A 5,690-nucleotide genomic window follows, 5' to 3' on the forward strand; every position below is an offset into this window, starting at 1 on the left:
GGCGGCGCTGGCCGCGCCCGCGCGCTGTGGGTTACAGGCCGAGGGACCGGCGGAAGTCGCGGGTGGCGGCGCGGGCCGAGGCGGCGGCTTCGGGCACGTCGGGCAGGGCCGCGCAATAGGCGTCGATGGCCTTGTCGGCGAGCGGCTCCCACTTGGCGATCCAGCCCTGGATGAGCTCCTGGTTGCCCGGGGTTTCGAGGGCCATCCGCACGAAGGCGGCGATCCAGCGGCGGTGGCGGGCGGAGTCGATGAGCTGGGCGTCGGTGAGGAGCGCCAGCAGCATGTCGCCGTTGTGGCGGGCGGATTCGCCCAGGCGGCGCAGCACCGATTCCTCGATGGCTGGCTTGGCGATGAGGTTGAGGACGACGATGGCCTCGCCCCAGTCCCACACCGTGAGGGCGCGCTCCATCAGCTCGCGGAAGCCCTGCCAGGCGGCGTCTTCTTCCCAGTAGCGGCGCTCGTCAAGGCCGAAGCCGGTTTCGTTGAAGGTGTTGGACAGCTCGCGGGTGCGGTAGGCGGTGTGGCTGAGCCAGCGCAGGCTGTCGGCCATCTGGAAGTAGTTGCAGTTGGTGATGGTGCTGGCGGGCGACACCTGACCCACGTAGGCCGAGGCCATCTGCAGGGTGTGGAAGAGGTAGCGCGCCGGCGTGTACAGCCGGGCCAGGGTGCCGGCCCAGCGCGGGTCGAGGGCCTTGTCGTGCTCGCGCTGGTTGAACTGGTCGAACAGGCCGGTGACGTAGGTCTCCTGGCCGTCCTGCATCAGGTTGTAGGTGCGGTAGACGACTTCCTCGGGATCGCGGAAGGCGTTCCAGTCGGCGTGCTTGAGGGCGGTGCCGAAGGTGTGCTTCTTGTACCACTCGTTCATGAACAGGCCCGGCGACAGCTCGTAGGGCGCGTTCGGGTCGCGGTCGTTGTAGTGCAGGTTGGCGCTGACGATCTCGTATTCGCTGGGCTTGCGGCGGCGGGCGGCGAGGTGGCTCCAGGTCTTCTGGGGCTTGAGCACTTGGGCTTCGGTCATGGTTGTCTCCTCCGGTGTTCTGTCTTGTCTTGTGTGCTGTGTTGCGGGCGCGCTCAGAGCTTCTTGGCGAAGTAGAAGCGCACCGAGTCGTCGCGGCTCTCGATCTGGCCGGCGAAGGAGCTGAGGTCCACTTCCAGATCGTTCATGCGGAAGGGGCGGCCGAGTTCTTCTTCGATGGTGGCCTGGCGCAGGATCATTTCGTGTTCGGTGTGGATGCGGATGTAGGCCCGCTTGTCATCCACGAAGACTTCCTTGCCGGGGTTGTCGACCTTGGCGGCCTCGATGACGGCCTGGGCCAGGTCGCCGGCGCGCATCACCGGGCCGACCAGGTTGTTGTGATAGGCCTGCGCGGAGCTGGTTGTGCTCATGGGGTTCTCCTGGGTTCAGCTGTGGGCGAAGAGCGGTTCGACGCCTTCGGTGCTCACGTAGATGTCGTCGCCGTCGATGCGCACCGGGTACTTGGCGAGGGCGCAGTCGTCGGGGTTGATGCCCTTGCCGCTGCTGGCGTCGAACTGCCACAGGTGGGCGCGGCAGATCAGCTTCTTGCCGTCGAACTGGCCTTCGGCGAGGGCGATGTCCTGGTGCGGGCAGACGCCCTGGAAGGCGGCGATCTCACCGCCTTCGGCGCACACCAGCACGATCTCGTGGTCATTGACGGTGAAGGGGGCCATCTCGCCTTCCCACACGTCGTCGACGGTGCATACCTTGGTAAAGCTCATGTCGTGCTCCGGGTGCGGGGCGGGCTCAGGCGGCCTGCCAGATGATCTCGATGGTCTCGGTGGGCTTGAGGCCGGCGTCGGCAACCTTGAGGTCGCGCGGCAGGAAGTCCGTGGCGCCCTGCTGGCGGACGCGCAGGATGTGGCCAGGACGGGCGCGCACGCGGCGGCCGACCGAATGGACGGCGGCGGCGGCGGCCACTTCGTCCATGGTGTTGTCGGTGTCGACGGCGACCAGCTGCAGCACGAAGTCGCCTTCAAAGTTGGAGGTGAGGGGGAAGAGGGCCATGGGGAATCTCCGGGTGTCGGGTTGCCCGGCGCGCAGCGGCGCCGGGTGGAATGGGCGCTGGCCTCAGCCGGCCTTGCGGTTGGCGCGCAGGGCGCGATAGACCTCGGCCCAGGCGTAGTTGTGGGCGTCGTCACCCATCTCGCCCGGCGCGAGGTTCATGTAGGCCAGCGCGCCTTCGAGGTTCATCGGCTGGATCATTCCGGCCAGGAAGCGGTCGACGATCGACAGGTGGCCGGCGTAGCGCTCCGGGTCCTGCTCGAAGACCCAGCGATCCACCTCGGAGCCGAAGTGGTAGAGGCGGCCGTTGTATTCGAGCGGGTAGTCCTTGACGTTCCAGCCCTTGCCCGGCGTGCCGAGGATGGGCAGCTGGCACATGTTGCAGACGTAGGGCAGGGTCTCGGGGTAGGTCATCGCCATGTTGCCGTCCACCACGTTGTCGATGAACACGTCCCAGCACTGGCCCCAGGTGTCGTTCCAGCCGGGGTATTTCTCTTCGAGCCAGGTGCGCTCGTCGGGGGTGACGCCGGCGGCCGGGTTCCACCACAGGGTCGGGCGCCAGAAGTAGGAGCCCAGGTGCATGCCATGGTGGGTCTGGCTGATGTCCTTCAGGAAGATGTCCCAGTACCAGGGCAGGTCGAGGCCCATGTCGGTCAGCGCCCGCTCGAACTGGGCGACGATCCACTCCTCCATGAACTCCTTGAACGACTGCTTGCGGTGCTCGAGGGGCGTGTAGTAATCCATGATCGGGCCGGTGAGCACCGAGAACAGCTTCCAGGCGCCCCACACGGCGATGTCCACGCGCTTCTGGGCTTCGGCCTTGTGGCCGTTCTCGATCAGCACCTTGAGCGCCGGGCCGCCGATCTGGGCGTGGCGGGATTCGTCGGTCTGGATGCTGGAGATGAGGTTGGCGAAGGTGTGGTCGCCGGCTTCGGCGGCATCCGCGGCAAGGCCGAGGAACTGCATGTTGGTGAAGCCGGTTTCGAAGCTGAAGGTGAGCATGATCGAGACGCTGATGGCGTCGCGGGTCATCATGATGTCGTCGAAGAAGTGCCGCGCGGCGATCATCGCCCACTCGTTGGTGTCGTAGGCCTTGAAGGCCCAGTCCATCTGGCGGTCTTTCGAGACGTGCTCGTGGGGGAAGTAGAGCTGCATCTGGCCGTGGCGGATCTCGTCCATGCAGCCCAGGGTGGCCATGTTGCGCATGCCCGGCGCCTTGGAGAAACGCATCATGCGGGCCTCGGCGCTGGCGGCGGCGTATTCGCCCCGGGCGATGGCGCCATAGTGGGCCTTCATCACGGATTTCCAGCCCGGATCGGCGTTCTCGAAGATGCGGCTGCGCTCCAGCGCGGCCTTCACCGAGTAGGCGCCGGCGTCCTTCTCGCGCTGCACCTTCACGTATTCGGGGTAGGTCTGCTTGTAGGGCTCGTCGTATTTCTCCCAGGCCGACAGCGGCAGCCCGAATTCGCCCGACAGCATGGGTGGAAACAGCTCGTCCTCGCTGACGTAGGTGGGGGTCCAGTTGGTGGTTCTGGCGAGGTCATACCAGTCCATCCGGTTGAGTACGGCCATGGGTGTCTCCTCCTTATCGGAATGCAGGTGCGGCGCGGCACCTTTTTTGTATGGGCGAAGAGTGCTCGCCCGAATCGACCGGTCGGCGGCAGGGGGCCGTTCAACCACTCGGGGTCAATTTATCGAGATTTTGGCTGTCCAAAAATTAGACGATGGTTTAGATGCCGTGCACCAAACCCATCGGTCATGGCCGGGCGGGCGCGGTGGCGGCGGGGTCGATGCAGCTAATTTCGCAGGCTCAAACCGGTTTTTCCGACTTATCCGTTTCCGTCGACGCTGCTACCATCCGCCGGTGCATCCCGGCGTTCTGAACTTCCTCCCCTTCCTGCCCCTGCTGCCTTTTGCGGCGGCCTTTGCCGTGGGCGCGCTGCCCGCAAGCCGGCGCGGCCTGTCGGCGCTCGTCGCTGCTGCGGTGCTGCTGGCGGCCGGCGCCTTCACGGTGGCCATGGGGCCGGCGATGTTCGCTGGCGAGCTGCTGCGCGTGAGCACGCCGTGGCTCGCCGGCATCGACTACACCGTGCGGGTGGATGGCCTCGCGTGGATCTTCTGCCTGATGGTCTCGGGCATCGGCGCGCTGGTGGTGCTGTACGCCCACTACTACCTGTCGGCCGAGGATTCGGAGCCGCGTTTCCTGGCCTATCTGCTGGCCTTTGCGGGGGCGATGCTGGGCGTGGTGACGGCCGGCAACCTGATCGTGCTGCTGGTGTTCTGGGAGCTGACCAGCGTCGCGTCCTTCCTGCTGATCGGGTTCTGGACCCATCGCGAGGACGCCCGCCAGGGGGCGCGGATGGCGCTCACCGTTACCGCTGGCGGTGGCCTGTGCCTGCTGGCCGGGCTGATCCTGCTGGGCCAGGTGGCCGGCAGTTTCGATCTCGACGCGGTGCTCGCCGCCGGCCCGGCGGTGCGCGCCGATCCGCTGTACCCGGCGATCCTCGCCTTGATCCTCCTCGGCGCCTTTACCAAGAGCGCCCAGTTTCCCTTCCACTTCTGGCTGCCCCACGCGATGGCCGCGCCCACGCCGGTGTCGGCCTTCCTGCACTCGGCGACGATGGTGAAGGCCGGCGTCTTCCTGCTGGCGCGGCTCTACCCGGTGCTGGCCGGCAGCGAGATGTGGCTCTACGCGGTGAGCCTCGCCGGGCTGGCGACGCTGCTGGTGGGCGCGTGGTACGCGGTGTTCCAGCACGATCTGAAGGGCCTGCTGGCCTACTCGACCTTGTCGCACCTGGGGCTCATCACCCTGCTGCTGGGGATGGGCTCCGAGCTGGCGGTGGTGGCGGCGGTGTTCCACATCCTCAACCACGCCACCTTCAAGGCCAGCCTGTTCATGGCCGCCGGCATCATCGACCACGAGTGCGGCACCCGTGATCTGCGCCGCATCAACGGGCTGATCCGCTACATGCCGTGGACGTCGGTGCTGGCGATCACCGCCGCTGCCGCGATGGCCGGCGTGCCGCTCCTCAACGGCTTCCTGTCGAAGGAGATGTTCTTTGCCGAGGCGCTGGAGGTGGGTCATCCGCTGCTGGCCTGGCTGGTGCCCACTGGCGCGGTGCTGGCGGGCCTGCTGGGGGTGGCGTATTCCAGCCGCTTCATCCACGACACCTTCTTCCACGGCGAGCCGGTGGGCCTCGACCGCACGCCCCACGAGCCGCCCCTGTGGATGCGCATCCCCGTGGACCTGCTGGTGCTGGTGTGCGTGGCGGTGGGGCTGATGCCCATGCAGACCTTCGGCCCGCTGCTCGCGGTGGCGGTGCCCGCGGTGACCGGCGCGCCGATGCCCGATGTGAGCATCGCCCTGTGGCACGGCTTCAACCTGCCCCTGGCCATGAGCGCGGCGGCTTTCGTGGGTGGTATCTGGCTGTATTTCAGGCTGCAGCGTGAGCGCGGGCTGCACGGGCGCGACCCGTCCCGCGGGCCCAGCGGCCAGCGCGGCTTCGAGCGGGCGATGGCCGGGCTCGGCAAGGTTGCCGGTGTGGTGACCAACGCGCTCCAGCACGGCCGCCTGCCGATCTACACCGCCACGCTGCTGGCTGCCGCCGGGCTGGCGCTGCTGCCGTGGTTGCTGCGGCTTGATCTGCCGGCGGCGTCGGGCGATGTGGAT

Annotated in this window: 6 protein-coding genes; 1 reads left to right on the plus strand and 5 read right to left on the minus strand. The window is 67.3% G+C overall.

Annotated features, from left to right (window positions below):
• Positions 1–31: 31 nt before the first annotated feature.
• The 5 genes from QQK25_RS21920 to QQK25_RS21940 all read right to left on the minus strand — a co-directional run bounded on the left by QQK25_RS21920 (position 32) and on the right by QQK25_RS21940 (position 3,592).
• The gene (locus tag QQK25_RS21920; protein ID WP_284189870.1) at positions 32–1,018 is read right to left on the minus strand and encodes an aromatic/alkene monooxygenase hydroxylase subunit beta; all 987 of its coding nucleotides are present in this window, start codon (positions 1,016–1,018) and stop codon (positions 32–34) included.
• Positions 1,019–1,071: 53 nt separating this feature from the next.
• Positions 1,072–1,386, minus strand: coding sequence for an MmoB/DmpM family protein (locus tag QQK25_RS21925; protein ID WP_153160042.1), 315 nt, complete (start codon positions 1,384–1,386; stop codon positions 1,072–1,074).
• Positions 1,387–1,401: 15 nt separating this feature from the next.
• Positions 1,402–1,737: a monooxygenase system ferredoxin subunit gene (locus tag QQK25_RS21930; RefSeq protein WP_284189871.1), complete on the minus strand. Its 336-nt coding sequence runs from the start codon at positions 1,735–1,737 to the stop codon at positions 1,402–1,404.
• Positions 1,738–1,762: 25 nt separating this feature from the next.
• Complete coding sequence (locus QQK25_RS21935; protein WP_284189872.1) at positions 1,763–2,023, minus strand: toluene-4-monooxygenase system B family protein; 261 nt, start codon at positions 2,021–2,023, stop codon at positions 1,763–1,765.
• A gap of 63 nt (positions 2,024–2,086) precedes the next feature.
• Positions 2,087–3,592 carry an aromatic/alkene/methane monooxygenase hydroxylase/oxygenase subunit alpha gene (locus QQK25_RS21940; RefSeq protein WP_284189873.1) on the minus strand — a complete coding sequence of 502 codons (1,506 nt, stop codon included), beginning with the start codon at positions 3,590–3,592 and terminating at the stop codon, positions 2,087–2,089.
• A 292-nt stretch (positions 3,593–3,884) separates the two neighbouring features.
• Between QQK25_RS21940 and QQK25_RS21945 the strand changes: the two genes are divergently transcribed.
• Positions 3,885–5,690 (plus strand): proton-conducting transporter transmembrane domain-containing protein (locus QQK25_RS21945; RefSeq protein ID WP_306664100.1); only part of this gene is annotated, 1,806 nt, incomplete at its 3' end.

It is taken from the genome of Zoogloea oryzae (genome assembly GCF_030161255.1).
GTDB lineage: Bacteria > Pseudomonadota > Gammaproteobacteria > Burkholderiales > Rhodocyclaceae > Zoogloea > Zoogloea oryzae.

What these genes read in the sequence shown, in the direction of transcription:
- QQK25_RS21940 (WP_284189873.1), bottom strand. Translation starts at nt 3,592, where the DNA reads ATGGCCGTACTCAACCGGATGGACTGGTATGACCTCGCCAGAACCACC.
- QQK25_RS21935 (WP_284189872.1), bottom strand. Translation starts at nt 2,023, where the DNA reads ATGGCCCTCTTCCCCCTCACCTCCAACTTTGAAGGCGACTTCGTGCTG.
- QQK25_RS21930 (WP_284189871.1), bottom strand. Translation starts at nt 1,737, where the DNA reads ATGAGCTTTACCAAGGTATGCACCGTCGACGACGTGTGGGAAGGCGAG.
- QQK25_RS21920 (WP_284189870.1), bottom strand. Translation starts at nt 1,018, where the DNA reads ATGACCGAAGCCCAAGTGCTCAAGCCCCAGAAGACCTGGAGCCACCTC.
- QQK25_RS21925 (WP_153160042.1), bottom strand. Translation starts at nt 1,386, where the DNA reads ATGAGCACAACCAGCTCCGCGCAGGCCTATCACAACAACCTGGTCGGC.